Genomic DNA, 23,967 nt, shown 5'->3' on the forward strand with positions numbered 1-23,967 from the left:
TGTTATAATGTTTCTCCGTGTGGCACGGATGAACGAGCGAAAAAGGAAAACAAGCATATAAAAAGAGCCGAGTGGCAAGGGGAAGGACAATGCCCGGGATCGTGGTCGTCGGAACCCAGTGGGGTGACGAGGGGAAGGGGAAGGTCATCGACCTCCTCTCCGACGACATGCACATGGTGGTGCGCTTCCACGGCGGCAACAACGCGGGGCACACCATCGTGTACGACGGGGAGACCCTGAAGCTGCACCTCGTCCCCTCGGGTATCCTCTATCCCCACATCGTCCCCGTCATCGGCAACGGGGTCATCGTGAACCCGGCGGTGCTCATAAGCGAGATGGATAATCTTACCAGGATGGGCGTGGACGTCGACCGCCTGCGTATCTCATACAACGCGCATGTCATCCTCCCCTCCCACGAGATCCTGGACGGGCTCATGGAGGAGGGTAGGGGGGCGAGGAGCCTGGGCACCACGCGCCGCGGCATAGGTCCCACCTACGCGGACAAGGCGTCACGCGTGGGGCTGCGCATGCAGGACATGCTGGACCCCGGGGCATTCCGGGAAAGGGTGCGCGGCGCGGTGGAGGAGAAGAACCGCGTGATCACCTGCGTGTACGGCGCGGACCCCCTGGACGCCGAGGGGGTGGCTGACGCGTATGCCGGCTACGCGGAGAGGCTGCGGCATCTCCTCGCCGACACCTCCCTCCTGGCGAAAAGGGCGCTGGAGGAGGGGAAGAACGTCCTCTTCGAGGGAGCCCAGGGACTCATGCTCGACCTGGACCACGGTACCTATCCCTACGTGACCTCCTCCAACACGGTGGCCGGGGCCGTCTGTGCGGGGGCGGGGGTGGGCCCGCGCGACCTGGACGAGATCATCGGGGTCACAAAGGCATATGTCACCCGGGTGGGGGCGGGCCCGTTCCCCACCGAGCAGGACAACGAGATCGGAGAGGCCATGCAGGAGGCAGGGAAGGAGTTCGGCACCACCACGGGGCGCAGGCGCCGCTGCGGCTGGTTCGACCTGGTGGTGCTGCGCTACGCGGCGCGCCTCAACACCCTCACCAGCCTGGCCGTGACCAAGCTGGACGTGCTCTCCCGGTTCGAGACGCTCAAGGTATGCGTGGCCTACCGCAGGGGCGGGGAGACCGGCGAGGAATTCCCCCCGCTCTACGATGAATTCTCCGATTGCGAGCCCGTTTACGAGGAGTTGCCTGGCTGGAAAACCGACATCTCTGGTGTCACCCGCATGGAGGACCTGCCGGTGCAGGCCAGGGATTACCTGGAGTTCATACAGGAACGGGTGGGCGTCCCGGTAAAGCTCGTCTCCGTGGGGCCCGAACGCCAGCAGTCGATCTTCCTCGACGGGGGAGGGGAGCCCCTGCGCCAGGGCCGTTTCCTCTTCTACGACGACCTCCCGCTGTGATGGCGGGCGGCCGCCCCGCCGGCCCGGCGACGGCGCCCCCCCTCGCGTGGGGCTGAACATCCCGTGGCTTAAAGCCGGGTGTCCTGCCGCATTGAGCCGGATGCCCTCTCGCCTCGGGCCCGCCGTTCTGTGACGTCGGGATAGATGCCCCGTCGCTTCGGGCGTGATGCCCCGTCTCGTCCGGCTGAAGGTCATGATCCCCGTTGCGGTGATATAGTTTGCGGTATTATCCGTGTCGGTGTTATCCGTTGCGGTGATCCCCGTTACGGAGAGACCTTCGCGAAAGCCCCTTAATCCATCGTGGTCAACATGCGGAAAGATATGCGCGGCGGAGGATTGTCACCCCCCTCCATAAAATATTAGTAGGTAACGGCGCGGTCGTAGGGAGGTGGCGATGAAGGTTCTGGTGGTTGGAGGAGGGGGCCGCGAGCACGCCCTTGCCTGGAAGATAGCGCAGTCGCCGCTCGTGGACGGCCTCTGGTGCGCTCCCGGAAACGCGGGCATGGCCTCCATCGCGCAGTGCGTTCCCCTGGGCGCCGAGGATATCGCGGCGCTGGCCGATTTCGCGCAGGCGGAGGGCATAGACCTCACGGTGGTGGGGCCGGAGGCGCCACTGGTGGCGGGCATCGCCGACGTCTTCCGGGAGCGCGGCCTCGCGGTGTTCGGTCCCTCGCGCGACGCGGCCCGCATGGAGGGGAGCAAGCATTTCGCCAAGCAGGTCATGCTGGAGGCCGGGGTTCCCACCGGCCGGGCCGAGGTCTTCTCCGATTTCGACGCGGCGGTCGACTGCGTGCGCAGGGGCGACCCACCCTACGTCGTGAAGGCGGACGGACTGGCCGCCGGCAAGGGGGTGGTCATCGCCAGGGACGACAGCGCCGCATACGAGGCGCTGAAGGCCTGCTTCGTGGAGCGCCGCTTCGGTGACGCGGGCTCCAGGGTCCTCCTCGAGGAGTACCTGGAGGGGCAGGAGGTCTCCGTCCTCGCCTTCGTGGACGGGGAGAAGATCCTGCCCCTGGCCCCCGCCCAGGATTACAAGCGCGTGGGCGACGGGGACACGGGGCCCAATACGGGGGGAATGGGTTCCTACTCGCCGGTGCCGGTGCTGTCCGCCGAGGATTACCGCCGCGTGGTCGACGAGATACTGAAACCGACGGCTGGGGCCCTCGCGGAGAGGGGCATACACTACCGGGGCATCCTCTACGCGGGCCTCATGCTTACCGCCGATGGCCCCAAGGTCCTCGAGTTCAACGTGCGCTTCGGAGACCCCGAAACCCAGGCGGTGCTGCCTCGGCTGGAGAGCGATATCGTGCCCGCCATGCTGGCCACCGTAGAGGGCGGGCTGGAGGACATCGCTCTGCGGTGGAGGGAGGGCCCCTGCGTGACGGTGGTCATCGCCTCCGGGGGCTACCCCGGGGATTACCGCAAGGGTTATCCTATAGACGGCCTGGAGGAAGCGGCATCCCTGGAGGACGTGGTGGTCTTTCATGCCGGGACGCGGCTGGGCGAGGGAGGCACGGTTCTCACCGACGGCGGTAGGGTGCTCAACGTGAGCGCCATGGGAAAGGACTTCCGGGAAGCAAGGGAAAGGGCTTACCGGGCCGTGGAGCTCATACGTTTCACGGACATCTATTACCGCCGGGATATAGCCCTGCGCGCCGTGGAAGCCCGCTGATGCCGGCACTCGAGGGCGTACGTTTCGATGGTTGGTCGGTGATGCGGGGGTATGGGTTTGGGAAGGGCCATATTGAAGCGTCGCAATGAGGCGATATGTTAAGGCGACGTGGCGAAATAACATGATGAGGCGGCATGATGTTATCGTTAACTCACGCCGTTATCCGCCACGTGCATGGCGGGGTGCCATGCCCCGTTCGCGTTGACGGTGGCCCGCGCGGCGGGTTCATTTTTCTCGGTGGTTGTTCTTAACGGTCAGGAGGTGCGTGAGGATGGCTCCCGTGGTCGCTCTGCTCATGGGCTCGGAGTCCGACCGTGACAAGGTGGGACCGGCGGAGGAAACCCTGCGGAAGATGGGGGTGGAGGTGATAAGCGAGGTCATATCGGCCCACCGCCAGCCTGAGAAGCTGCGCCACTTCGTGCGGGAGGCACCCGGACGGGGGGTGGAGGTCTTCATCGCGGCCGCGGGCATGGCCGCCCACCTCCCCGGTGTGGTGGCCTCGCTCACCACCCTGCCCGTCATCGGCGTCCCCCTTTCCGCGGGCAACCTCGGGGGCCTCGACGCCCTCCTCTCCATCGCGCAGATGCCGCGCGGGGTCCCCGTGGCCACGGTGGCGGTGGACGGCGCCGTCAACGCGGCGCTGCTCGCCTGCGCCATACTGGCTCTCAAGTACGAGGAGGTGGCGGAGGGCTGGCGTTCCTTTCGGGAGCAGATGGCGGGGAAGGTATGACGGGGCGGCCCGAAGCGCGGGACAGCTTGGCAAGGCGGACCCTTTTTCGAGGGGCACGGCGGAAAAAGACCTGTTACCGGCGGCGCAAATGAAAGATAATATTGGTGTCCGCGAGCGATGAGGCGACGGTTACATGGAAAAGGTCGGTAAGGCATGATCCCGCGTTACACCTTGCCGGAGATGGCCGAGGTCTGGAGCGAGGAGAACAAGCTCCGTAATTGGTTGGAGATCGAGATACTGGCCGTGGAGGCCCGCGTGGAGCGGGGGGAGGTCCCGGCGGAGGCCCTCCGCAAGATAAGGGAGAAGGCGTCCTTCGACCCGGCAAGGGTGCGCGAGATAGAGGAGACGGTGCACCATGACGTCATCGCCTTCCTCACCAACGTGGCGGAGACGGTGGGGGAGAGCTCGCGCTACATTCATTACGGCATGACCTCCTCCGACATCCTGGACACCGGGCTCGCCCTGCAGATGCGGGAGGCCATGGACCTCATCATCGCGGAGACGTCCTCGCTCTTCGCCCTCTTGCGCGAGAAGGCCTTCCAGTGCCGGGACATGGCCGTGGTGGGCCGAACCCATGGGGTGCATGCCGAGCCCATGGTGTTCGGGCAGAAGCTCGCGCTGTGGGCTTTCGAGACGGCGCGCAACCTGAGGAGGTTGCGGGAAGCGCGCGAGGTCGTCTCCTACGGCAAGCTCTCGGGGGCCGTCGGCACCTACGCCCACCTGCCTCCCGCGGTGGAGGAGTACGTCTGCCGCAAGCTGGGCCTGAAGCCGGCGGAGGTCTCCACGCAGGTCCTGCAGAGGGACCGGCACGCGGAATACCTCGCGGCCATAGCCATCGCCGGGTCCAGCCTTGAAAAGTTCGCCCTCGAGATCAGGGGGCTGCAGCGTACCGAGGTCCTGGAGGCCGAGGAGCCCTTCCGCGCAGGACAGAAGGGTTCCAGCGCCATGCCCCACAAGCGCAATCCCGTGCTCTGCGAGCGCATCTGCGGGCTGGCAAGGATACTGAGGGCCAATGCGGCCGCGGCCATGGAGAACATCGCCCTGTGGCACGAGAGGGACATCTCCCATTCCTCGGTGGAACGGGTGATCATCCCCGATTCCACCACCCTTCTGCACTACATGCTGGTGAAGTTCCAGGGCGTGCTGCGCGACCTGCGCCTGCATCCCGACAACATGCGGCGCAACCTCGAGCTGACGCGGGGGCTTATCTTCTCGGAGAGCGTGTTGCTGGCGCTGGTGGACACGGGACTGACCAGGGAGGAGGCCTATGCGCTGGTGCAGCGCAACGCCATGGAGAGCTGGGCATCGGGGAGAGAGCTCCTCTCCCTGCTGTTGGAGGACGCCGAGGTGACCGCGAGGCTGAGCCGGGAGGAGTTGGAGGCCTGCTTCGACCTCCAGGTCCACCTACGTAACGTGGACCGGGTCTTCGAACGCCTGGAGGCCCTGGCGGTCTGAGAGAGCGGAGAGGGAAAGAATGGAAAAAAGAGAGTTGATCTACGAGGGCAAGGCCAAGCGCGTTTACGCCACCGACCAGATCGGGCAGGTGATCCACGAGTTCAAGGACGACGCCACCGCCTTCGACGGCAAGAAGCGCGGCACCATAGCGGGCAAGGGACGGGTGAACGCGCAGATGAGCGACATCATCTTCCGCCTGCTGGAGAAGAGGGGCGTCCATACGCACCATATCAGGCTCCTCTCCGAGAACGAGATACTGACGTGGTGGCTGGAGATGATCCCCCTGGAGCTCATCGTGCGCAACTACGCCGCCGGCAGCCTGGCCAGGAGGCTCGGTCTCCCGGAGCGCACGGAGATGAGGTCCCCGCTGGTGGAATACTACTACAAGAGCGACGAGCTGGGAGACCCCATGCTTTCGCGCGAGCACATAAGGGAGCTGGGCCTGGCGGATGACGAACAGGTGGACGAGATGACCGCCATAGCCCTCAAGGTCAACGAGATCCTCCGCCCCTATTTCGAGGCGCGCGGCCTCGTCCTCGCCGATTTCAAGCTGGAGTTCGGGCTGCGGGAGGGAAGGATATACCTGGGAGACGAGTTCAGCCCCGACATCTGCCGCCTCTGGGACATGGAAAGTGGCGAGATCATGGACAAGGACCGCTTCCGGCAGGACCTCGGAAACGTGGAAGAGACCTACGCCGAGGTGTTGAGGCGCATCAGGGAGGAGGAGGCTGGCGTCACGGCCTCCGTCTTCATCAGCCCGAAGAGGGGTATCCTCGATCCAGCGGGACAGGCCACTCTGGGGGCCCTCAAGTCGCTCGGGTTCGACGAGGTGGGGGAGGTGCGTATCGGGAAATACATCACCCTGCGACTGCAGGGCGCGGACGCGGAGGAGATGGGCAGGCGGGTGAGGGAGATGTGCGAACGCCTGCTGGCCAACCCCATAATCGAGGACTACAGGATAGAGATCGAGGAGTAGAGGGACGCGCGCCCGCGTGGCCGGCCCGTGACCGGTCGCGGCGGGGAGGGGCCAGGGCACGCGGGGAGCCGCCTGGGGAAAGTGACAGGAGGAGACGGCGCATGAAGTTCGGGGTGGTGGTCTTTCCCGGCTCCAATTGCGAGGCGGACTGTTATTACGTCATAGACAAGGTCCTGCGGGAGGACGTGGAGTACGTCTGGCACCGCGAGACCTACGTCTCGCACTACGACTGCCTGGTGCTGCCTGGCGGCTTCTCCTACGGCGATTACCTCCGTTGCGGCGCCATCGCGCGTTTCAGTCCCGTGATGGACGCGGTCACCTCCTTCGCCCGCGAGGGAGGCCTGGTGATCGGCATCTGCAACGGCTTCCAGATCCTGCTTGAGGCGGGACTGCTTCCGGGGGCCATGCTGCGCAACACAAGCCTCCACTTCATCTGCCGCTTCGTCAACGTGCGCGTGGAGAACGCCGCCACCCCCTGGACCAACAGGGCCGTTCCCGGGCAGGTGCTGCGCATCCCCATCGCCCACAACGAGGGCAACTACGTCGTGGACCGCGAGACCCACCGGCGCATGGTGGAGGAAGGGCGGATCATCCTCCGCTACTGCGATACCGACGGCAGGGTGAGCGATGAGGCCAACCCCAACGGGGCCCTGGACAACATCGCGGGAATATGCAACGAGGGCTTCAACGTCTTCGGGCTCATGCCCCACCCCGAGAGGGCCTCGGAGGAGATACTCGGCAGCGAGGACGGCCTTTTCATATGGGAATCCGTCATGGCGTACCACGCGGAGAGAGGGTAGGGTGAAAAGATGACGGAGCTTTACGAGGAACTGGGACTCAGCGAGGACGAGTACCGGGACATAGTGCGCCTGCTGGGCCGCGAGCCCAACAGGGTGGAGCTTGGCATGTACTCTTTGATGTGGAGCGAGCACTGTTCCTACAAGAGCTCGAAGATGGTGCTCTCGCAACTGCCCACGCGCGCCTCCTATGTACTGCAGGGTCCGGGCGAGAACGCGGGAGTCATAGACATAGGAGGGGGGCTGGCGGTGGCCTTCAAGATGGAGTCGCACAACCACCCCAGCGCGGTGGAGCCCTACCAGGGGGCCGCGACGGGGATCGGGGGGATCGTGCGCGACATCTTCACCATGGGGGCGAGGCCCATCGCATGCCTGGATCCGCTGCGCTTCGGGGACCCCTCCCGCGCCAGGACGCGCTACCTTCTGGGCGGAGTGGTGGCTGGCATCGCCGGGTACGGGAACTGCCTGGGGATACCGACCGTGGGCGGCGACATCTACTTCGATCCCTGTTACGACGAGAATCCCCTGGTCAACGTGATGTGCATAGGGATCATGCGCAAGGAGAACATCACCCGGGGCATCGCCACCGGGGCGGGCAACGCGGTGGTGCTCATCGGAAACCGTACCGGGCGGGACGGGATCGGGGGTGCCTCCATCCTCGCCTCCCAGGAGTTCGACGAGTCCAGCCAGGAGAAAAGGCCAAGCGTGCAGGTGGGGGATCCATTCACGGAAAAGCTGCTCATCGAGGCCTGCCTGGAGCTTCTCGAGAAGGGCCTCCTGGTGGGATTGCAGGACCTGGGCGCCGCCGGGCTTTCCTGCGCCTGCTCCGAGACGGCGGCCCGCGGAGGGGTGGGGATGAAGATCTGGCTGGAGAGGGTGCCCCTGCGGGAGGAGATGGAGCCCTTCGAGATCGTCATCTCCGAGTCCCAGGAGCGGATGCTGGCCGTGGTGGAGCCGGAGAAGCTGCATGATATTATGGAAATATGTGGCAAGTGGGGCCTCAACGCCGTGGTCATCGGCGAGGTATGCGAGGGCGACCTCCTGGAGGTCTTCTGGTACGGCGAGAAGGTCGCGGAGGTGCCGGCTTCCACCCTGGCCCACGGCCCCGTCTACGATCGCCGCGCGGAAAGGCCGGCTTACCTCGACGAGGTCGCCTCCCTGGACGTCGCCGCCCTTTCCCACCCCACCGATTACGGCCGCGTGCTGCTGGACCTCGCGGGCGGCCCGAACCTCTGCTGCAAGAGATGGGTCTACGAGCAGTACGACCACATGGTGCAGCTCAACACCGTGGTCTTCCCCGGCTCCGATGCGGCGGTGTTGCGGGTGAAGGGCACCAGCAAGGCGCTGGCCGTTTCCTGCGACGGGAACTCCCGCTACGTCTACCTGGACCCCTACCTGGGAACGCAGATCGCCGTGGCGGAGGCGGCGCGCAACGTGGTCGCCTCGGGAGGCGTGCCCATGGCGCTCACCAACTGCCTCAATTTCGGCAATCCCGAGCGACCCGACATATTCTGGCAATTCAGGGAGGCGGTGCGCGGGCTGGCGGACGCCGCGCGTTACCTGGAGCTGCCGGTGGTGAGCGGGAACGTGAGCTTCTACAACGAGTCTTTCGGCGAGGCCATCTACCCCACGCCCATCGTGGGCATGGTGGGCTTGATCGGCAACATGGCGCATCGCAGGACCATGGGCTTTCCCGGGGAGGGGCTGCTGGTGATCATGCTGGGCGAGACCCTGGCGGAGCTGGGAGGTTCCGAGTATCTGAAACTGGTGCACGGTTTGACGGCGGGAAAGCCGCCCTCGCTCGACCTCGCCCGGGAGAAGGTGGTGCAGACCGCCTGCATAGAGGCCATCCGGAGGGGGATCATACGCTCGGCGCATGACTGCAGCGAGGGCGGCGCGGCGGTTGCCTTGCTCGAATGCTGTTGCGCGGGCGACGTCGGCGCCGAGCTCCGCGTGGAGAGCGAACTCCGCCCGCACGAGTGGCTCTTCGGAGAGAGCCAGTCGCGCTTCGTGGTCACCGTGGCGGAGGAGGACCTGGAATCCCTGCGCAGGCTGGCCGCGGTGCGCGACGTGCCGCTGCAAGTGCTGGGAAAGACCGGCGGCGGACGCCTGGTGATCAACGACTGGATCGACCTGGAGGTGGCCGAGATGCGCCGGGTGCGGGAGGAAGCCCTGGAGAGGATACTCTCCGGCGGGGGAAGGAAGGATTGAAGGGTGCGTACGAGGTCTGCGCCGGCGCTCCGTCTGCGGGAACTTGCGTGTGCGCTTCCCGTGCGCGGGCGGCATGGGCGCGGGCGGCATGAGAGGGGTGCACGGCGGTGAGCCTGGAGATCAACGAATCATGCGGCGTCTTCGGCATATACACGCGCGAGGACGACGTGGCCAAGCTGACCTATTACGCTCTCTACGCCCTGCAGCACCGGGGACAGGAGAGCGCGGGGATAGCGGTGGCCGACGGCCGGGAGAGCGTGATGCTCAAGGACATGGGCATGGTCTCCCAGGTCTTCAGCGAGAGGGACCTGCAGAGCCTGCGAGGCCACATGGCCCTGGGCCACGTGCGCTACTCTACCACCGGTTCCTCCTTCTGGGAGAACTCCCAGCCCATACAGGTTCCCCGCAGGGGCGGTTCGCTTTACGTCGCCCACAACGGGAACCTGGTCAACACGGACGAGCTGCGCGGTCGGCTGGAGGCGCAGGGAGCCAGGTTCCGCAGCACCTCCGACACCGAGGTCATAGCCGTGCTCCTGGCGCGCTGCGGGGAGGAGGACATCGTGGAGGCGGCGAAAGAGGTCATGCCCGTGCTGCGGGGGGCGTACAGCCTGGGCATCATGACCGAGGACACGCTCCTGGGAATACGGGACCCTTACGGTATCCGGCCCCTGTGCGTGGGGAAGTACATGGACGGCTACGTCATCTCCAGCGAGAGCTGCGGCCTGGATATCATCGGGGCGGAATACGTGCGCGAGATCGCGCCCGGGGAGATGGCGGTCATCGCGGAGGGCGAGCTCCGTTTCGAAAGGATCATGGAACCGCGCAAGCCCTCCCTGTGCATCTTCGAGTTCATCTACTTCGCGCGCCCGGACTCCGTCATGTACGGCACCTATCTTTACCATGCCCGCAAGCACATGGGCATGAGCCTGGCGGACGAGGCGCCGGTGGAGGCGGACGTGGTCATGCCCATCCCGGACACGGGGGTGCCGGCGGCCATAGGTTACTCGCAGGCTTCGGGCATCCCCTTCGGCGAGGGGCTTATCAAAAACCGTTACGTGGGACGAACCTTCATCCAGCCGACGCAGGCCATCAGGCAGCTGGGCGTGCGGCTGAAGCTGAACCCGCTGGTGAGGGACATACGCGGCAAGCGGCTGGTCGTGGTCGACGACTCCATAGTGCGCGGCAACACCACCCAGGAGATCGTGAAGATGCTGCGGGACGCGGGGGCCAGGGAGGTGCACATGCGTATCAGCTCTCCTCCCGACAGGTTCCCCTGCTTCTACGGCATAGATACCGCGACCCGCCAGGAGCTCATCGCCTCCTCCCGCAGCGTGGAGGAGATACGGAAGTTCATAGGGGCCGATACCCTGCATTACCTGAGCATGGAGAACCTGGTCAGGGCGACGGGAAGGCCGCGGGAGGAGTTCTGCATGGCCTGCTTTGACGGGAACTACCCCATCCCCGTGCCCGACGAGATGAAGATGGCGAAGTGCAGGCTGGAGACCGTCCGGCGGGCGACGTGAAGGAAGGGACGTGATGCGGCGGGTGCGGTCGGCCCGTGAGGCGGTACGGAGATTGGGTGGTAAAAGATGGAAGACGAGAAGGACTCGTGCCGGAAACCCCTGACCTACAGCGGCGCCGGCGTTGACATAGAAGCGGGAAAAAAGGCCGTGGAGCTCATGCGTAGCGAGGTATCCTCCACCATGCGGCCGGAGGTGATCTCGGAACTGGGTGGGTTCGGCGCCCTTTTCGCCGCGGGCTTCCGGGAAATGCGGGAACCGGTGCTGGTGTCCTCCGTTGACGGCGTGGGCACCAAGGTCAAGGTGGCCCAGATGCTCGACCGTCACGACACCATCGGTCTCGACCTGGTGGCCATGTGCGTGGATGACGTGGTGACCTGCGGGGCGGAGCCCCTCTTCCTCCTCGATTACTTGGCCATGGGAAAGGTGCGTCCGGAAAAGGCGGCGCAGATCGTCTCGGGCATCGCGCGAGGATGTCGGCGCGCCGGTTGCGCCCTCATCGGGGGGGAGACGGCGGAGCACCCCGGCCTCATGGAGGAGGAAGAGTACGACCTCGCCGGCTTCGCGGTGGGCGTGGTGGAGAGGGAGAGGATCATCGACGGTTCGCGCATCCGGCCCGGGGACGTCATCCTGGGGCTGCGCAGCACCGGCCTGCATGCCAACGGCTATTCCCTCGCTCGCAAGGTGTTCTTCGAGCTGAACGACTTCGATCCCGAAGACCGCCTCAAGGGACTCTCGGGCCCCCTGGGTGAGGTGTTGCTGACCCCGACGGAGATCTACGCCCCGGGGATACTGAGATTGCTGCGCGAGGTGGAGGTCAAGGGGATCGCGCACATCACGGGAGGCGGCATCATCGAGAACGTGCCCCGCATCCTCCCCTGCGACGTGGACGCCGTGATAGACCTCACCACCTGGCATCCTCACAATATTTTCCGTGTCATCCAGAAGATGGGCGGCATAGAGGAAGTGGAGATGTTCCGCACCTTCAACATGGGCATAGGCATGGTCCTCGTGGTGGACCTGAACCACTACCGCCAGGCCATCCACGTCCTCGGCCTCGCGCAGTACCACGCGGTGAGGATCGGCGAGATACGCGAGGGGACGGGGGGCATCTGCCTGACCCGTTGATGAAGGTCTCCCAGCGGGCGATGCGGGCGACGCCCTGATTCCCCGGCAGAGGCACGCGGAGGTCGCCCTCCGGGCGGGGCCGCGAAGCGGGCGACGGAAACCGCGTAGTGACGGCACGTCATGTCCGCGGGAAGTCGGGAGAAGTAGAAATAAGAGGACGGAACGAGGTCAGGATCATGGCGAAGGGGGAAGACGCGGGAGAGCGCAGGGAGGCGCGATTCTGCCGCCTGGGGGTGCTCATCTCGGGCAGCGGGACCAACCTGGAGAACATCGCGGCGAAGATAGAGGAGGGCTACCTGCGGGCGCGCATCGTGGTGGTCATAAGCGACCGCGGGGACGCCTACGGGCTGGTGCGAGCCCGGCGTCACGGGTTGCAGGCGGTCTTCCTCGACCCGGGATCCTTTCCCGACCGGGTTTCCTTCGACCGCGAGCTCGTGCGCATACTGAGGGAGAACGGGGTGGACCTGGTGGTCCTCGCCGGCTACATGCGCCTGGTGAGCCCCGAGTTCGTGGAGGCCTTCCGCAACCGCATCATGAACATACATCCCGCGCTGCTGCCATCTTTCCCGGGGACATCCGGGGTGGCGGACGCCCTTGCCTACGGGGTCAAGGTGAGCGGGGTCACCGTGCACTTCGTCGACGAGGGGCTGGACACCGGCCCCATCATACTCCAGGAAGCCGTCCCCGTGCTGCCGGGCGATGATGTGGCCAGCCTGCACGAGAGGATCCACGGCGTGGAGTACCGCCTCTACCCCGAGGCCATACGCCTCTTCTGCGAGGGCCGCTTGCGGGTGGAGGGAAGGCAGGTGCGCATCCTGGAGGGAGCCGGGGAGGAAAGCATCGGCCTGGCCTGAGCCGGTGCGGCCCGCGGGCGTCCCTGCCGGGCGCGGCGTGAGGGTTGCGGGGGAGTACACAGGAGGAGGGAAAGGGAATGTCGGGTATCAAGCGGGCGCTCCTGAGCGTCTCCAACAAGGCTGGCATCGTGACCTTCGCCAGGGAGTTGCGGGAGATGGGGGTGGAGATCATTTCCACGGGAGGGACGGAGGCCAAGCTCAGGGAGGAGGGCGTCGAGGTCACCCCCATCAGCAGCGTCACCGGCTTCCCGGAGATGCTGGGGGGCAGGGTGAAGACGCTGCACCCTCATATCCACGCGGCGCTGCTGGCGAGGAGAGACGATCCCGGGCACATGCGGGAACTTGAGGAGATGGGCATAGGCCTCATCGACCTGGTGGTGGTGAACCTCTACCCCTTCGCAGAGACGGTGGCGCGCCCGGAGACCACCCTGGAGGAGGCGGTGGAGCAGATCGACATAGGAGGGGTGACCCTTATACGCGCCGCCGCCAAGAATTTCGCCAACGTGGCCGTGGTCACCAACCCCAAGAGGTACCATGCGCTCCTCCTGGAGATGAGGAGGAACGACGGCGGCATCTCGCTCGAGACCCGCCGCGCCCTGGCGGCGGAGGCATTCCGTCACACCGCCAATTACGACGCCGCCATCTATGCCTACCTTTCCCGGGCCCTCGAGGAGTTCCCCGACACCCTGAACATGGTCTTCAAGAAGAAGGCGGACCTGCGCTACGGCGAGAACCCGCACCAGAAGGCCGCCCTGTACCAGGAGATCGGCGCCCCTTCCTCCTCCCTCGTCTTCGCGGAGCAGCTGCACGGGAAGGAGCTCTCCTTCAACAACGTGCTGGACCTCGACGCCGCCTGGGCGCTGGTCAAGGAGTTCGAGCTGCCCGCGGCCGTGATCATCAAGCACAACAACCCGTGCGGCGTTGCGCTGTCCGACAGGCTGGAAGACGCGTACCGGCGCGCTTACGAGTGCGACCCCGTGAGCGCCTTCGGGAGCGTCATCGCCTTCAACCGGCCCGTGGACGAGGAGACGGCGGTGCGGGTCAACGAGACCTTCGTGGAAGCGGTGATCGCCCCCGCTTTCCCCGCGGCGTCGCTGAACATACTGGAAAGCAAGGAGGATATCCGCCTCCTCAGGCTGCCCCTGGAAAGGGAGAGCCACTCCTTCCTCAAGGACGTGAAGCGGGTCGAGGGGGGGCTCCTGGTGCAGGATTACGACCGCGGCGAGGAGATGTGGAGCGAGATGCTCTGCGTGGGAGAGCGCGTGCCCGACGAAGACCTGTGGGAGGAGCTCATGTTCGCCTGGAAGGTGGCCAAACACGTGCGCTCCAACGCCATCGTCCTCACCCGCGGGCGCACCACGGTGGGTATCGGCACCGGGCAGATGAGCAGGGTGGACGCGACCAGGGTGGCCTTGATGAAGGCGGGGGAGAAGGCGCGGGGTTCCGTCCTGGCCTCCGACGCCTTCTTTCCCTTCACGGACTCGATCATCCTGGCGGCGGAAGCCGGCGTGAAGGCCTTCATCCAGCCCGGCGGGTCGGTGCGGGACGAGGAGATATTCGAGGAGGTGAAGAAGCGGGGCCTGGTGATGGTGCTCACCGGGAGACGCCATTTCCGCCACTGAGTACGGAACGGCCGCCGGGAAATATCCGCGGCGGGTTTCCGCGGCCGCCGGCGCGGGTCATCCCGCGGCCGCCGGCGCATGAGGTATTATGGGAACATGAACAAGTTCTACCTGGCGATAAGGATACTGGTGCTTCTGGCCCTGCTGTTCCTGCTGGCGGCGGTCTTCTGGGGGGTCGCGAACAGGGAAAGGACCGTCGCTCACGACGGGAGCGAGGTGGCCCCGGAGTATCGCAGGACGAAACCCGCCGCCTACACATCAATTCTTCTCATCACCCTCGTGGTGCTCGGCATCTTCGTGGTCCTGGGGTCGATCGTTTTCGAGTACCACCGCTCGCGCTCCTTCAGGATCCCGCCGCGGGACGGGGAAGGAGGGGGGCGGCGGCGCGGCACGACCTGGTCTTGACGCCGGGAAAGAGCGCGCGCAAGCGTCCCGGTGCAGTCCGCGAGCTCGCGGGGGAGCGGCGGGATATGGAGGGAGACGATGCGCAAGGTCACCGTTCCCGATCTCCGCTGGTATGAGAACGAGCCGGCGGAGATCTCCTTCCCGGACCGCTGGACGGTGGAGGTGCTTGAGCCCCCGGGGTTCGGGAAGCCCGCCCTGGACGCACAGGGGATAGAGGCGGCCTTCCGGCATCCCATCGCCTGCCCTCCCCTGGCCGAGCTGGCGGGAGGCGCGAAGGAGGCGGTTATCGTCTTCGACGACATCACCCGGCCCACCCCGGTCAGCGAGGTGCTCCCCTACGTCCTGGAGCCGTTGAGGGAGGCGGGCATACCGCGTTCCAACATCCGCTTCATCCCCGCCCTGGGCATGCACGGGCCCATGAACAACATCGATTTCCGCAAGAAGCTGGGCGCGGATGTCGTGGAAGATTATGCCATCTACAACCACAATCCCTACGAGAACTGCGTCGACCTGGGGGAAAGCCCCAGCGGCATACCCGTCCATATCAACCGCGAGTTCATGTCCTGCGACCTGCGCATCGGCATAGGATGCATCACCCCCCACGTGCACGTGGGTTTCGGCGGGGGAGGAAAGATAATCCTCCCCGGCATCTGCGGGGTCCGCACCATCAAGGCCTTCCACCGCGACGTGGCCCAGAGAGGGCCGGAGACCATGGGCTTGGGCAAGGTGGAGGGCAACGTCATGTACGAGGAGATCAAGCACGTGACGAGGATGTCCGGCCTGCAGGTAAAGGTTGACGCGCTCATCAACGGAAGGGGGGAGATCAGCGACCTTTTCGTGGGGGATCCCCTCGCGGTTTACGACGCGGGGGTGGCGGCGGCCAGGGAACATTACGGCACGCAGGCGAGCCCGGGCAAGGACATCGTGGTCACCAACGCCTACGGCAAGTACAACGAGATGGCCATCTGCATGCTCATGTCCCTGATGACCGTGAACCTCGCGCGGGGGATCATCGTCCTGGTGGTCAACGCCCCCGAGGGCCAGGTATGCCATTACCTCATCCGCAGCTTCGGGAAGGATTACGGCGGCGAGTTCTACATGCGCATGGGACCGCCGCCCCCGGGGCTCAAGGTGATCGTCTGCTCGCGCTATCCCGACCGCACCATGTGCGATCTCTTCGCGCCCATAGAGGCGGTGACCGTGACCCGCGACTGGGGTGAGACCCTCGCCCTCCTGGAGGAGGAATTCCCCGGCGAGGCCTCGGTGGCGGTCATCCCCGACGGCACCATGCAGTATTTCAAGTGACCCGGAGAAGCGGGCGGCCCGGAAGACACCCGCGGCAGGCGCTCCTTTCTTGCTTCTTGCGCCCCTCGCCAGGGAAAAGGCGGTACGGCGGAGCCGTCACGGGGAATAATACGGGGGAAAAAACGTAGAAGGCAGGGACAAGATTCGCATAAAGGGGTGAAAGCCTGGTGGACAAGGAGATGATCGTGCAGGTGGTGGAAGAGGCCTGTCCCTTCGCTCAGCGCACGCACCTGCGGCTGAGGGGAATGGACGAGGCGGGGGGAAGGGTCACGCTGGTCATGGAGGACGACCCCTCCAACCTCAACGCTTTCGGGCTGGTGCACGCCGGGGCCATCTGCGGGCTGGCGGAAACCGCCGGCGGCATGGCCATCATGCGTTACCTCGACCCGCGCGAAGTGCTGGTGCTCAATACCGTCTTCAACATCCGCTACGTGCATCCCCCGCGGGGGGAGCTGTCATGCACGGCCCGCGTGGTGGAGGAGGAGGCCCGGGCCCTCATGGAGGAGTTCAGGAGGGAGGGGAGGGCGGACAAGGCCATGGACCTGAAGGTCTTCGACGCCGCCGGCACGCTGGTGGCCCAGGCGCAGGCCACCTTCCGTCTCGTCCCCACGCCGGAAGAATACGGGAAGTATTTCGGGAGCTGACGCGCTTCGCCGGCTGATACCGCGCTTTCTGGCCCGCAACCTCTTGGGGGAAGGAAGTATTTCGGGAGCTGGCGCGCTTAGCCGGCTGGCGCCGCATGCTTGCCGGGGTTCAAGGCCGGTCCAGGGAGCGCCTGAGCTCCGCGGCCAGCGCCGCGGCCCTCGTCACCGGGTCCTCGCCGGCCGCGAGGGCGTCCAGGGCCGCCTTCACCAGGGCGCTCCCCACCACCACCCCGTCCGCCATGCCGCCCACCTCGCGGCACTGCTCCGGGTTGGACACGCCCAAACCCGCCGCAAGGGGCACGGAACAGCACGAGCGCGCCCTCTCCAGGAAGGGCGCCAGATCGCGCGAGAGGCTTTCCCGCAGGCCGGTGGTCCCCTTCACCGCGAAGCAGTAGAGGAAGCCCCCGGTGTTCTTCCCCAGGAAGCGGAGCCGCTCCCTCGGGGTGGTCATGGAGGCGAAGAGAACGGCGTGCAACCCGCATCTCCCTGCCGCTTCCTTCCAGTCACCCATCTCCTCGGGCGGCAGGTCCGGGATGAGCACGCCGTCGACCCCGGCCGCGGCGGCGGCGGCGGCGAAGGAAGCGTGTCCCATGCGGTGCACGGGGTTGTAATAGGTCATGAGCAGCAGGGGCTTGTGCGTGGCCTCCCGCAGCCTCTCCGCCAGCGGGAATACGTCCCTCGGGCGGAAGCCCGTCTGCAGCGCCCTGTGGGATGATTCCTGTATCACCGGCCCGTCCAGCACGGGGTCGGAGAAGGGGATGCCCAGCTCCAGCGCGTCACAGTGCTCGAGCAGTCCTTGCGCCAGGCGGAGGGAGGAATCCTCGTCCGGGAAGCCGGCGGTGGCGAATCCGATGAGGACGGACCTGCCGTCACTTTCCCGGAACATGACGTCTACGCGGTTCATGCGCTCACCTCCCGCCGCTCTCCCCCGCAACCCGCTGCCCCGCGCTCCTCGCCGCCATGAGGGTGGAGACGTCCTTGTCCCCGCGCCCGGAAAGGCAGACCACCACGCTGCTTCCGGGGGGCATCGCGGGAGCGAGGCGGGCGGCGTAGGCCACCGCGTGGGCGCTCTCCAGCGCCGCAAGGATGCCCTCGCTGCGGCAGAGGAGGTCCACCGCCGCCAGCGCCTCCGCGTCCTCGACCCTCACGTATTCCACCCTGCCGCTCTCCTTGAGGAAGGCGTGTTCCGGCCCCACCCCCGGGTAGTCCAGCCCGGCGGAGATGGAATGTGTTTCCAGGACAAGGCCCTGCTCGTCCTGCAGCAGGTAGGAGCGGGCGCCGTGCAGCACCCCCACCGATCCCAGGCATAAGGTGCTCCCGTGCTCGCCGGGTCCCTCGCCCGTTCCTCCCGCCTCCACCCCGACCATGCGCACGGTGGTGTCCAGGAAGGGATGGAAGAGGCCGATGGAATTGCTGCCGCCGCCCACGCAGGCCACCAGGCAGTCGGGAAGGCGGCCCGTGCGCAGCAGGTGTTGCTCGCGCGCTTCCCGCCCGATGACCGACTGCAGGTCCCTCACCAGGGAGGGAAAGGGATGGGGCCCCACCACGGAGCCCAGGCAGTAATGCGTGTGCTCGCAGGTGGCCACCCAGTCCCGCAGGGCCTCGTTGACCGCATCCTTCAGGGTGCGCGAGCCGCTGCGCACGGGGATCACCCGTGCTCCCAGCAGCTCCATGCGGAAGACGTTGAGGGACTGCCTTTCCATGTCCACCTCGCCCATGTACACGTCGCATTCCATCCCCAGCAGGGCGGCGGCGGTGGCGGTGGCCACCCCGTGCTGGCCGGCGCCCGTCTCCGCTATCACGCGGCGCTTTCCCATGCGCCGCGCCAGCAGGCACTGCCCCAGGGTGTTGTTTATCTTGTGCGAGCCCGTGTGGCAGAGGTCCTCGCGCTTGAGGAAGACGGTGGCCCCTCCCAGCTCCCTCGACAGGCGTCGCGCCTCGTAGAGCGGGGTGGGCCTTCCCGCGTAATCGGCAAGGTATGAGGACAGTTCCTCGCGGAAGGAGGCGTCCTCGCGCGCCTCCCGGTAGGCCTCCTCCAGTTCCCGCAGGGGAGCGATGAGGGTCTCGGGGACGTAGCGCCCGCCGAACTCCCCGAAATGGCCGTGACCGTCGGCCGCGCCCATCGTTATTTGTTTTCCGGCTCTCATCTCCGCGCACCAGTCCTTTCCTTCTGGGTCTTGCTTTGCTTCTGCGCTCCCGTGCCGTGTTTACCAGGCGTTTCTCTCCTTCCCGCCCACGGGGCTTTCCCGCGTCTCCCCGCGCCGCAGCGCATCCCGCGCCGCGGAGGCGAAAGCCTCGAGGAGCGAGCGGTCCTTGCGTCCCGGGCGCCTCTCCACGCCGCTGGAGACGTCCACGCCGAAAGGCCCTACCGAGGAAACGGCGGCGCGCACGTTGCGCGGGTTGAGGCCGCCGGCCAGGATGACCCTCGTCCTCCCGGCCGCGAGTGCCGCCAGCCTCCAGTCGCCGGTAAGGCCCGTTCCTCCCTCCATGCCCTCGTCCCAGGTGTCGACGAGGACGGCGAACGCCCCGCGCCATTCCTCGATGATCTCCAGGTCTTCCGGGCAGCGGGGGCGCAGGCAGGGTATGGCGCGCTCCCCGAGCCTGCGCACGCTCTCCGCCGTGAACTCCCCGTGCAGCTGCACCAGGTCCAGGGAGCAGAAACGGGCGACGCGCCTTATCTCGGACTCTTCCTCCCCCACGAAGACGCCCACGCGCAGCACGGAGGAAGGGAGGCGCGCGCAGATGCTCCTGGCCCGGTCGGGGTCCACCCGCCGCGGGCTTGCGGCGAAGACGAAGCCGAGGGCGGAAAAGCCCGCGGCGCAGGCCGCGAGGCCGTCCCCGAGGGCGGTTATCCCGCAGGCCTTAATGTAGGGCATCCGCAACACCCCTCAGGCGCATCAGCTCCCTCTCCGGGTCGTCGCTGCCGCAGAGCGCTTCCCCCACCAGGAAGGCATCCACCCCCGCCTCCTGCGCCCTGGCGATGTCCTCCCGGCGCGCGTAGCCGCTCTCCGCCACCAGGGTGACGCCCGCGGGGACCAGCGGCGCCAGGCGCAGGGTCGTCTCCAGGTCCACGCGCAGCGTTTTGAGGTCGCGGTTGTTTATGCCGACCAGCTCAGCGTCCGAGCGCAGGGCGCGCGTCAGCTCCCGCTCGTCGTGCACCTCGACCAGGCATTCCAGGTGCAGCTCCCGCGCCCTTCCCATCAGCGCGGCCAGCGCCTCCTCCTCGAGCAGGGCGGTGATGAGCAGCACGGCCGAGGCCCCCGCGGCCCTCGCTTCCAGTAACTGGTAGGGATGGACGATGAAGTCCTTGCGCAGCAGGGGCAGCCGCGTGAGGGAGGCCGCTTCCCGCAGGTCCTCCAGGCTGCCGCCGAAATGGTACGGCTCGGTGAGCACGGAGACCGCCAGCGCCCCCCCGCGCTCGTAGGCGGACAGGATTGAGGCCAGCTCCAGGCCCTTGTTTATGTCGCCGCGCGAAGGGGAACGGCGCTTTATCTCCGCGATGATACCGCTCTCCCCATCCCGCCTGCCGGCGAGGGCGGCGCGCAGGGAGGGCGGCGCGGGAAGGCGGTCGCACCTTTCCTCCAGCCTCTCGGCGGGGAGGGCGCTCTCGTCGCGGCGCACCCTTTCGCGGCTCAGGGAGGCCATGCGTTCCAGGAACATGCTATCCTCCTCGCCTGGAAAAATGTACCAGCTCAAGGAGCTTGGCGAGGGCCCTTCCCGAATCGATGGACTCCTCCGCGGCGGCCAGGCCTTCCTCAAGGTCGTCCGCCTTGCCGGCCAGCACCAGGGCGGCGGCGGCGTTGAGGACCGCGATGTCCCGGCGGGGACCCCTCTTTCCCGCCAGGATCTCGTCCCTGATGATGGCGGCGTTGGAAGGGGCGTCGCCCCCTCGCAGCTCGCTTCTTTTTCCCGGGGGAAGGCCCAGCTCGCCGGGGTCGATGCGGCCCTCCCGCAGCGCGCCGTTATCCACCTCCCAGACCAGGGTGGGGGCGGCGGTGCTGATCTCGTCCAGCCCGTCCTCACCGTGCACCACCATGGCCCGCTTAGTGCCCATCTCCGCGAGGGCCCGCGCCAGCAGGGGCCCCTTTTCCCTCCTGCTCACGCCCAGGAGCTGCACCTCCGCGCCGGCGGGGTTGGCCAGGGGGCCCAGGAGATTGAACGCCGTCGGGATGCCCATCTCCTTCCTCGCCCGCATGACGTGGCGCATGGCGGGATGGTAGCGCGGGGCGAAGAGGAAGCCGATGCCCACCTCCTCTATGCAGGCGCGCGTCGCCTCCGGTTCCAGGTCGATGTTGACGCCGAGGGCCTCCAGCACGTCGGCGCTGCCGCAGGGGGAGCTCACGCCCCGGTTGCCGTGCTTGGCCACGGGGACCCCGGCGCCGGCGACTATGAAGGCCGCTGCCGTGGAGACGTTGAAGGTGCGTTGTCCGTCGCCCCCCGTGCCGCAGGTATCCACCAGGGGGGCCGCTGCCGGCTTGATGCGCACGGCGGACTCGCGCATACCCTGCGCGAAGCCGGCGATCTCCTCGGGTGTCTCCCCTCGCATCTTGAGTGCGGTGAGGAGCGAGGCGATCTGCGCGTCGCTGGCTTCCCCGCGCATGATGTGGAGCATGAGCGCGCGGCTCTCCTCGCGGTCCAGGCTCTCTCCTTCCGTGATCCTGGCGATGGCCTGAGAGATCATCTTTCCACCTCCATGCGTAGGAAGTTGTGCAAGAGGTCCATGCCGCAAGCGGTGAGGAAGGACTCGGGATGGAACTGCACGCCTTCCACCGGCAGGCGGCGGTGGCGGATGCCCATGATCAGGTCGTCCTCGCTGCGGGCGCTCACCTCGAGCTGCGGCGGGAGGCCCTCCTCGAGCATGAGCGAGTGGTAGCGCGTGGCGGTGAAGGGGTTTTCCAGGCCATGGAAGATGGTGCGCCCGTCATGGTGGATGCTGGAGGTCTTGCCGTGCACCGGGCGGGAGGAGCGTACCACCCGCGCTCCGTAGCAGTGGCCGATTATCTGGTGTCCCAGGCAGACGCCGAGGACGGGGACCTTCCCCGCGAAGGCACGGATGGCCGCGAGCGATATGCCGCCGTCCAGCGGCCCTCCCGGCCCCGGGGAGATGACCAAGTGGGTCGGCTTCATCCCCGCGAGGTCGCTCACGGCGAGCGCGTCGTTGCGCACGGCCGTCACCTCGGCCCCCAGGGCTTCCAGGGCCTGGGCGAGGTTGTAGGTGAAGGAATCGTAGTTGTCGATGAGCAGCACCCTCAACCCGTCATCACCCCCTCCCGCGCTTCCGCCATGCGTATGGCCCTGAGCAGTGCGCGGGCCTTGTTGCGCGTCTCCTCGTATTCCCGCGCGGGCACGGAGTCCGCCACCACGCCGCCTCCGGCCTGCACGTGGGCCGTCTTTCCCTGTATGACTATGGTGCGGATGGCGATGCAGGTGTCCATGTCCCCGTGGTAGGAGATGTAGCCGACCGCGCCCGCGTAGGGTCCGCGCCGGTCTCTCTCCAGCTCGTCGATGAGCTGGCAGGCGCGCACTTTGGGGGCTCCGGACACGGTGCCCGCCGGGAAGGAGGAGCGGAGCAGCTCGCGGTTGCCGTATCCCGGGCGCAGCTCCCCGGTCACCTCGCTCACCAGGTGCATGACGTGGGAGAAGCGTTCGACCTCCATGAGCCTGGAGACGCGCACGCTGCCCGCCCTGCAGACCCTCCCCAGGTCGTTGCGGGCCAGGTCCACCAGCATGACGTGCTCGGCGCGCTCCTTCTCGTCTTGGAGGAGGTCGCGCTCCAGGGCCAGGTCCTCCACGGGAGTCTTGCCGCGGGGACGGGTGCCGGCTATGGGGCGGATGACGGCGCGCCCTCCCCTCTGTCTCACCATGGGCTCCGGGGAGGAGCCGACGAGATAGAGGTCGTCGTAACGCAGGAAGAACATGTAAGGCGACGGGTTCTGCGCGCGCAGGCTGCGGTATACGGAGAAGGGGGAGCAGTGCACGGGGGTGGAGAAGCGCTGCGATGGGACTATCTGGAAGGCCTCCCCGGCGAAGATGTATTCCTTGGCGCGGCGCACCACCTCCTCGTACTCCTCGCGCGTGAAATTGGAGCTGACGTCGTGGAAGTCCATGTCCTCCGAGAGGTAGTAGACCTCGCCGGGGGGGACGCGCGGGTTGCTTTCCGCCAGGGTTCGCGCCATGGATTCCAGGGAGGTCGTGGCCTCCCGGTACAGGCGCCGCAGGTCTTCTTCGCCGCGCGCCTCCGCGACGGGGACGTTAGCCAGGAGGATGATGCGCCCGCGCAGGTGATCGAAGGCCGCGGAGGTGCGCGTGAGGGTGAACATCATCTCCGGCACGGGAAGGCCTGCCTTCTCGCGCAGGCTCACCTTTTCCATGAAGGGAAGGAGGTCGTAGGCGAAGTAGCCCACGGCGCCGCCGTGAAAGGGGAGCTCGTGGCCGCAGTCGCCGGCCCGTATGGAACCCATGATGTCGAAGATGAGGTCCACCGGGTTGACGCCGTTCGCCGCGCGGGCGCCTGCCTCGCGCATTATCTCGTCTCCTCCCGCGGGAAAGTCCAGCTCCCCGTCCCGGTAGCGGACGACGCACAACGGCTCGCATCCGATGAAGGAGTAACGGCCCCAACGCTCACCCCCCTCCGCGCTCTCCAGCAGGAAGCTGTATTTTCCCCCGCCCAGCTTCAGGAAGGCGGTGACCGGCGTCTCGGTGTCGGCTTCCACGGTGCGGGAAACCGTCACCAGGTTGTGGTCGCGGGAAAGGCGGAAGAACTCCTTCTCGCCGGGCACGTAGAGGCCGGGCGCCCTTCCAGAACTTTCTACCTCTGCCTTCTCCATCTTTCCTTACCTCCTCCATAAAACGGTCGGGGCCGTGTCCCCGGGGGGAACACGGCCCTGTATGAGCGAGAGGCCGCTCCCCCCTTGAGAGGGTTCACGGCCCTGAAGATTATCTCTTATGTGCTTGGTGTCCTTGGTGTTTTAAAGATCGGTAAACGGCGGCCGGAGCCCTCTCTTACGAGAGGCTCCACCACCATCGCAGGCTTTCGCGCAGGAACATATTACCTTGCATCATGAGGGGATTGTAGGACAACGCCGTGCCCCTGTCAACAAAACGAATTGACTCATAATTTTTCTACACGAAACGGATTCGTTGCCTCAAAATAAAAATCTACTCGAAGCGAGGTACCGAAAATCCCCTCGGAGAGCACCTATACCGAGGGGGTGAGGAAGTTGAGGT

Annotated in this window: 21 protein-coding genes; 14 read left to right on the top strand and 7 right to left on the bottom strand. The window is 66.5% G+C overall.

Annotated features, from left to right (window positions below):
• Positions 1-89 precede the first annotated feature (89 nt).
• The 14 genes from H5T73_07875 (at position 90) to H5T73_07940 (ending at position 16,740) form a co-directional block, all read left to right on the top strand.
• A complete protein-coding gene (locus tag H5T73_07875) occupies positions 90-1,421 on the top strand; it encodes an adenylosuccinate synthase (GenBank protein ID MBC7247682.1) in 1,332 nt (443 codons plus the stop codon).
• A gap of 394 nt (positions 1,422-1,815) precedes the next feature.
• A complete protein-coding gene (gene purD, locus H5T73_07880) occupies positions 1,816-3,093 on the top strand; it encodes a phosphoribosylamine--glycine ligase (GenBank protein ID MBC7247683.1) in 1,278 nt (425 codons plus the stop codon).
• A 271-nt stretch (positions 3,094-3,364) separates the two neighbouring features.
• Positions 3,365-3,823, top strand: coding sequence for a 5-(carboxyamino)imidazole ribonucleotide mutase (purE, locus tag H5T73_07885; GenBank protein MBC7247684.1), 459 nt, complete (start codon positions 3,365-3,367; stop codon positions 3,821-3,823).
• Between the two features lie 153 nt (positions 3,824-3,976).
• Complete coding sequence (locus H5T73_07890) at positions 3,977-5,278, top strand: adenylosuccinate lyase (protein ID MBC7247685.1); 1,302 nt, start codon at positions 3,977-3,979, stop codon at positions 5,276-5,278.
• Between the two features lie 19 nt (positions 5,279-5,297).
• Positions 5,298-6,254, top strand: coding sequence for a phosphoribosylaminoimidazolesuccinocarboxamide synthase (locus tag H5T73_07895; GenBank protein MBC7247686.1), 957 nt, complete (start codon positions 5,298-5,300; stop codon positions 6,252-6,254).
• A 101-nt stretch (positions 6,255-6,355) separates the two neighbouring features.
• A complete protein-coding gene (gene purQ / locus H5T73_07900; GenBank protein ID MBC7247687.1) occupies positions 6,356-7,054 on the top strand; it encodes a phosphoribosylformylglycinamidine synthase subunit PurQ in 699 nt (232 codons plus the stop codon).
• A 9-nt stretch (positions 7,055-7,063) separates the two neighbouring features.
• A complete protein-coding gene (gene purL / locus H5T73_07905) occupies positions 7,064-9,262 on the top strand; it encodes a phosphoribosylformylglycinamidine synthase subunit PurL (GenBank protein MBC7247688.1) in 2,199 nt (732 codons plus the stop codon).
• A gap of 107 nt (positions 9,263-9,369) precedes the next feature.
• Positions 9,370-10,785, top strand: a complete 1,416-nt coding sequence (gene purF / locus H5T73_07910) for an amidophosphoribosyltransferase (GenBank protein MBC7247689.1) — start codon at positions 9,370-9,372, stop codon at positions 10,783-10,785.
• A gap of 66 nt (positions 10,786-10,851) precedes the next feature.
• The gene (locus H5T73_07915) at positions 10,852-11,910 is read left to right on the top strand and encodes a phosphoribosylformylglycinamidine cyclo-ligase (protein MBC7247690.1); all 1,059 of its coding nucleotides are present in this window, start codon (positions 10,852-10,854) and stop codon (positions 11,908-11,910) included.
• Between the two features lie 176 nt (positions 11,911-12,086).
• On the top strand, positions 12,087-12,764 hold the full coding sequence (locus H5T73_07920; protein MBC7247691.1) for a phosphoribosylglycinamide formyltransferase: 678 nt from the start codon (positions 12,087-12,089) through the stop codon (positions 12,762-12,764).
• Between the two features lie 77 nt (positions 12,765-12,841).
• A complete protein-coding gene (purH, locus tag H5T73_07925) occupies positions 12,842-14,386 on the top strand; it encodes a bifunctional phosphoribosylaminoimidazolecarboxamide formyltransferase/IMP cyclohydrolase (protein ID MBC7247692.1) in 1,545 nt (514 codons plus the stop codon).
• A 78-nt stretch (positions 14,387-14,464) separates the two neighbouring features.
• Positions 14,465-14,791: a hypothetical protein gene (locus H5T73_07930; protein MBC7247693.1), complete on the top strand. Its 327-nt coding sequence runs from the start codon at positions 14,465-14,467 to the stop codon at positions 14,789-14,791.
• Between the two features lie 30 nt (positions 14,792-14,821).
• On the top strand, positions 14,822-16,096 hold the full coding sequence (locus H5T73_07935; protein MBC7247694.1) for a DUF2088 domain-containing protein: 1,275 nt from the start codon (positions 14,822-14,824) through the stop codon (positions 16,094-16,096).
• Positions 16,097-16,263: 167 nt separating this feature from the next.
• Complete coding sequence (locus H5T73_07940; protein MBC7247695.1) at positions 16,264-16,740, top strand: PaaI family thioesterase; 477 nt, start codon at positions 16,264-16,266, stop codon at positions 16,738-16,740.
• Between the two features lie 109 nt (positions 16,741-16,849).
• On the opposite strand, the gene H5T73_07945 is transcribed toward H5T73_07940, so the two are convergent.
• From H5T73_07945 to trpE, 7 genes are all read right to left on the bottom strand, one after another.
• Positions 16,850-17,644, bottom strand: a complete 795-nt coding sequence (locus H5T73_07945; protein MBC7247696.1) for a tryptophan synthase subunit alpha — start codon at positions 17,642-17,644, stop codon at positions 16,850-16,852.
• A 4-nt stretch (positions 17,645-17,648) separates the two neighbouring features.
• Positions 17,649-18,863, bottom strand: coding sequence for a tryptophan synthase subunit beta (gene trpB, locus H5T73_07950; GenBank protein MBC7247697.1), 1,215 nt, complete (start codon positions 18,861-18,863; stop codon positions 17,649-17,651).
• 84 nt (positions 18,864-18,947) lie between these two features.
• Complete coding sequence (locus tag H5T73_07955; protein MBC7247698.1) at positions 18,948-19,616, bottom strand: phosphoribosylanthranilate isomerase; 669 nt, start codon at positions 19,614-19,616, stop codon at positions 18,948-18,950.
• Positions 19,603-20,400 (bottom strand): indole-3-glycerol phosphate synthase TrpC, encoded by a 798-nt coding sequence (gene trpC / locus H5T73_07960; protein ID MBC7247699.1) that lies wholly within the window; start codon positions 20,398-20,400, stop codon positions 19,603-19,605. The genes H5T73_07955 and trpC overlap by 14 nt, the downstream gene beginning before the upstream one ends.
• A 1-nt stretch (position 20,401) precedes the next feature.
• Positions 20,402-21,421, bottom strand: coding sequence for an anthranilate phosphoribosyltransferase (gene trpD / locus H5T73_07965; protein ID MBC7247700.1), 1,020 nt, complete (start codon positions 21,419-21,421; stop codon positions 20,402-20,404).
• Positions 21,418-21,987, bottom strand: a complete 570-nt coding sequence (locus tag H5T73_07970; protein ID MBC7247701.1) for an aminodeoxychorismate/anthranilate synthase component II — start codon at positions 21,985-21,987, stop codon at positions 21,418-21,420. The genes trpD and H5T73_07970 overlap by 4 nt, the downstream gene beginning before the upstream one ends.
• Before the next feature lie 2 nt (positions 21,988-21,989).
• Complete coding sequence (trpE, locus tag H5T73_07975; GenBank protein ID MBC7247702.1) at positions 21,990-23,567, bottom strand: anthranilate synthase component I; 1,578 nt, start codon at positions 23,565-23,567, stop codon at positions 21,990-21,992.
• Between the last annotated feature and the right edge of the window lie 400 nt (positions 23,568-23,967).

The sequence above is a fragment of the Actinomycetota bacterium genome (assembly GCA_014360655.1).
In the GTDB taxonomy this organism is placed as follows: domain Bacteria; phylum Actinomycetota; class Geothermincolia; order Geothermincolales; family RBG-13-55-18; genus JACIXC01.

What these genes read in the sequence shown, in the direction of transcription:
- H5T73_07875 (MBC7247682.1), top strand. Translation starts at nt 90, where the DNA reads ATGCCCGGGATCGTGGTCGTCGGAACCCAGTGGGGTGACGAGGGGAAG.
- purD (MBC7247683.1), top strand. Translation starts at nt 1,816, where the DNA reads ATGAAGGTTCTGGTGGTTGGAGGAGGGGGCCGCGAGCACGCCCTTGCC.
- purE (MBC7247684.1), top strand. Translation starts at nt 3,365, where the DNA reads ATGGCTCCCGTGGTCGCTCTGCTCATGGGCTCGGAGTCCGACCGTGAC.
- H5T73_07890 (MBC7247685.1), top strand. Translation starts at nt 3,977, where the DNA reads ATGATCCCGCGTTACACCTTGCCGGAGATGGCCGAGGTCTGGAGCGAG.
- H5T73_07895 (MBC7247686.1), top strand. Translation starts at nt 5,298, where the DNA reads ATGGAAAAAAGAGAGTTGATCTACGAGGGCAAGGCCAAGCGCGTTTAC.
- purQ (MBC7247687.1), top strand. Translation starts at nt 6,356, where the DNA reads ATGAAGTTCGGGGTGGTGGTCTTTCCCGGCTCCAATTGCGAGGCGGAC.
- purL (MBC7247688.1), top strand. Translation starts at nt 7,064, where the DNA reads ATGACGGAGCTTTACGAGGAACTGGGACTCAGCGAGGACGAGTACCGG.
- H5T73_07915 (MBC7247690.1), top strand. Translation starts at nt 10,852, where the DNA reads ATGGAAGACGAGAAGGACTCGTGCCGGAAACCCCTGACCTACAGCGGC.
- H5T73_07920 (MBC7247691.1), top strand. Translation starts at nt 12,087, where the DNA reads ATGGCGAAGGGGGAAGACGCGGGAGAGCGCAGGGAGGCGCGATTCTGC.
- purH (MBC7247692.1), top strand. Translation starts at nt 12,842, where the DNA reads ATGTCGGGTATCAAGCGGGCGCTCCTGAGCGTCTCCAACAAGGCTGGC.
- H5T73_07930 (MBC7247693.1), top strand. Translation starts at nt 14,465, where the DNA reads ATGAGGTATTATGGGAACATGAACAAGTTCTACCTGGCGATAAGGATA.
- H5T73_07945 (MBC7247696.1), bottom strand. Translation starts at nt 17,644, where the DNA reads ATGAACCGCGTAGACGTCATGTTCCGGGAAAGTGACGGCAGGTCCGTC.
- trpB (MBC7247697.1), bottom strand. Translation starts at nt 18,863, where the DNA reads ATGGGCGCGGCCGACGGTCACGGCCATTTCGGGGAGTTCGGCGGGCGC.
- H5T73_07955 (MBC7247698.1), bottom strand. Translation starts at nt 19,616, where the DNA reads ATGCCCTACATTAAGGCCTGCGGGATAACCGCCCTCGGGGACGGCCTC.
- trpC (MBC7247699.1), bottom strand. Translation starts at nt 20,400, where the DNA reads ATGTTCCTGGAACGCATGGCCTCCCTGAGCCGCGAAAGGGTGCGCCGC.
- trpD (MBC7247700.1), bottom strand. Translation starts at nt 21,421, where the DNA reads ATGATCTCTCAGGCCATCGCCAGGATCACGGAAGGAGAGAGCCTGGAC.
- trpE (MBC7247702.1), bottom strand. Translation starts at nt 23,567, where the DNA reads ATGGAGAAGGCAGAGGTAGAAAGTTCTGGAAGGGCGCCCGGCCTCTAC.